This is a genomic window from Microcoleus sp. Pol12B4, from assembly GCF_036701385.1.
Classification (GTDB): Bacteria; Cyanobacteriota; Cyanobacteriia; order Cyanobacteriales; family Microcoleaceae; genus Microcoleus.
In genome coordinates this window covers 4194-7149 of record NZ_JAUBQR010000256.1, presented here as the reverse complement: position 1 = coordinate 7149, position 2956 = coordinate 4194, and the positions used below count along the sequence as shown (strand labels likewise).

The 2956-nt window shown below is 45.8% G+C and carries 3 protein-coding genes; 1 reads left to right on the top strand and 2 read right to left on the bottom strand.

The window, feature by feature from the left end:
* Both QUA38_RS25195 and QUA38_RS25190 read right to left on the bottom strand, forming a co-directional pair.
* Positions 1–220 (bottom strand): DUF1822 family protein (locus QUA38_RS25195; RefSeq protein ID WP_333166788.1); only part of this gene is annotated, 220 nt, incomplete at its 3' end.
* A gap of 51 nt (positions 221–271) precedes the next feature.
* Complete coding sequence (locus QUA38_RS25190; RefSeq protein ID WP_333166786.1) at positions 272–1054, bottom strand: sigma-70 family RNA polymerase sigma factor; 783 nt, start codon at positions 1052–1054, stop codon at positions 272–274.
* A gap of 438 nt (positions 1055–1492) precedes the next feature.
* On the opposite strand from QUA38_RS25190, the gene glgA reads away from it, so the two are divergent.
* On the top strand, positions 1493–2956 hold a 1464-nt coding region (gene glgA, locus QUA38_RS25185; protein WP_333166784.1), incomplete at its 3' end, for a glycogen synthase GlgA.

The following is a 2956-nucleotide window of genomic DNA, read 5'->3' as shown; positions in this document are numbered from 1 at the left end:
CGTTCCAACTGTCGCTGGCATTCAAGTCTGTGGGAATGTCCATCATTTCCATGTAATCTTTCACTGCACATACAGCTAAAGTGTTGAAATAAACTTGCTCTTTTTTCTCCGGGGATGTCACTCCGTCAAGATTGGAAAACTTCTGTGCCAGCCGCAGGGCTGCGGCGGTAATGGGCAGGGGAATAGATTTTTCTCTGATATTTTCGGTGCTGTTATTCATCACGGTTTTCCTGTTTGACAGATTTTTTTTAGGACAGGAGTTGTCCTGCCTTTATTCCAGATATCCTTGATTTTTGGCAAAATTTCGCAAGCGGGGCAGACATTCTCTTTTATAAAAATTTGGGGCGGTTGACGGCGGCAAGTTAAATTCAAGAGCAATGTTTTTCCAGGGAGTTTCGGGGGGAAGACGCCTCAGAATTAAGGTTTGGCAAGTGACATCGGGGCGTTGTTTGATGTGAACACTTCTCAATTCCCCCTCCGGATCTGCCCGAACCCATTTTTTTGTCTCTTCTAGGATGGCTAGCGGACTGTCAGAATAAGTCGGCGGGTTTTCGATATTATTGATCGGGTTAATTTCTGCTGAGTCTTCTGAAATCAACGGTAAATCACGTCTAACTTTTTCCTGCGTTCGTTCGAGAGTAAAGTCTTTCAGCCGCATCTTGAGATATTTGTCCAGCCAAGTAATGACGCTGCCCAGATTGCGATCGTAAGGTTTGTTTGCGGTGTTCGCTTCGCAAACATTGCGACAAAAATACACCCAAGTTTGCTGTAAAGCATCGTTGTAATGAGGCGTGTCTTCTTGCCAAAGTTTGCCGGATTTTACAATCAGCCTCACTATCTCGCTGAGTTTTTCCCGCCGCATCAAGCTTTTGGGCGGATGCGAACAGGCTTCAGCAACTAGCTGTTGCAGTTGTTGGTTTAAATTGTTTTCCTTACCGTTGGTGTCGGGCATCGGCGATCGCCTCCTTAAGAGTCTCTGGATCAATGCTGGACACGGCATTTGCTGGTTTAAATTCCAAGATAGAATTCCTGATTTGATTAGTCCTGGACGCATTTCAAGGTAATTGTGTCATTAGCAAGTGAAACGAAGAATCTCAAACCCTTGTAACACCGCCCTTGAATGCGTAAGTCCTGTTGATGTTTGGCAGTCGAACAGGTGCTCTGTGCCAATCAGTTATCAGCATCGTGCGAGAAAATTTCGCGCAAATTAGGCGAAAATTTTAAAAATATTTAGTTGACAAATGCCAGCAAATACGGTATTAAATCGATTTGAGATTGAACCCACGGATGCGTTCTCTGCCTAGTCTGCGGTTTAAATAATTCAGATCTGAGCGAAAACGATATCACCGATCGCCCGAATCTGCGCCAACATCCGCTAGCTGTGCGTATTTCCGTGTATTCCCAATGGCCTACTTGCTTATTTGCCGAGAACTCCTATACTTTGTCAAGTTAAGAAAATATTTTTTTATTCATCCAGGAGCGAGAAAAAAAAATGTACATAGTACAAATTGCCTCGGAGTGCGCCCCCGTCATCAAAGCAGGAGGTTTGGGCGACGTAGTTTACGGTTTGAGTCGGGAGTTAGAGAATTCCGGTCATTGCGTCGAGGTTATTCTACCCAAGTACGACTGCATGAGGTACGACCACATTTGGGGACTTCACGAGGCCTACCGGGATCTGGCTGTGCCCTGGTACGGCGGCGAAATCCTCTGTGATGTCTTGTGCGGCTGGGTGCACGGGCAGTTGTGTTTTTTCATCGAACCTCGCTCTCAAGATAACTTTTTTAATCGCGGCTGTTATTACGGGTGCAATGACGACAATATGCGGTTTGCATTTTTCAGCAAAGCCGCTTTGGAATTTTTGCTCAGAAGCAACAAGCGTCCCGATGTGATTCACTGTCACGATTGGCAAACTGGTTTGGTTCCAGTCTTGCTGTTTGAAATATACAAATACAATTGGATGGAATATCAGCGAGTCTGCTATACCATTCACAATTTCAAACATCAAGGCATGGGAGGTAGCGATATTTTGCAAGCAACGGGTTTGCACAGACCGGATTATTATTTTGAGTACGATCGCCTCCGAGATAACTTTAACCCTTTTGCTATCAACTTTATGAAAGGCGGCATTGTTTACTCGAACTTTGTCACCACGGTTTCGCCGCACCACGCTTGGGAAGCTCACCTCGGCGAGTTTGGCTACGGTTTGGGCCACACTTTGCATTTGTATCAAGAGAAGTTTCGCGGGGTGCTCAACGGCATTGATTACGATGTGTGGAATCCCGAGACCGATGGCTATATTCCACACCACTACAATCAGGAGGATTTGGCAGGAAAAGCCAAAACTAAAAAAGCTTTGCGCGATCGGCTGTTACTGCGCGATGCTGACAAGCCTATTATTACCTTTATCGGTCGTTTGGACGACCAAAAAGGCGTTCATCTCGTCCACCATGCAATTTATTACTCTCTGAGTAAGGGAGCGCAATTCGTGCTTTTGGGTTCCGCCACGGAAGCCGGAATTAACGCGCATTTCCAGCACGAAAGACAGTTTTTAAATGATAATCCAGACTGCCATTTAGAACTAGGTTTTAATGAGGAACTGTCGCACTTAATTTACGCGGGTGGGGATATGATTGTGGTTCCCAGTAATTACGAACCCTGCGGGCTGACTCAAATGATCGGGTTGAGGTACGGTACTGTTCCTGTGGTGCGGGGAGTTGGCGGTTTGGTGAATACTGTGTTCGATCGAGATTACGACACCCGCCACCTCCCGGAAGAACGCAACGGTTACGTCTTTTACCAAAGCGACTACGGCGCTTTAGAGTCGGCGCTCGATCGGGCGATCGGATTGTGGTATGACTATCATGATGAATTTAAAAAACTCATGCTTCAAGGCATGAATTGTGACAATTCGTGGAAATATCCAGCTAAAGACTATGTGGAAATTTACGAGCTAATT

What these genes read in the sequence shown, in the direction of transcription:
- QUA38_RS25190 (WP_333166786.1), bottom strand. Translation starts at nt 1,054, where the DNA reads ATGCGTCCAGGACTAATCAAATCAGGAATTCTATCTTGGAATTTAAAC.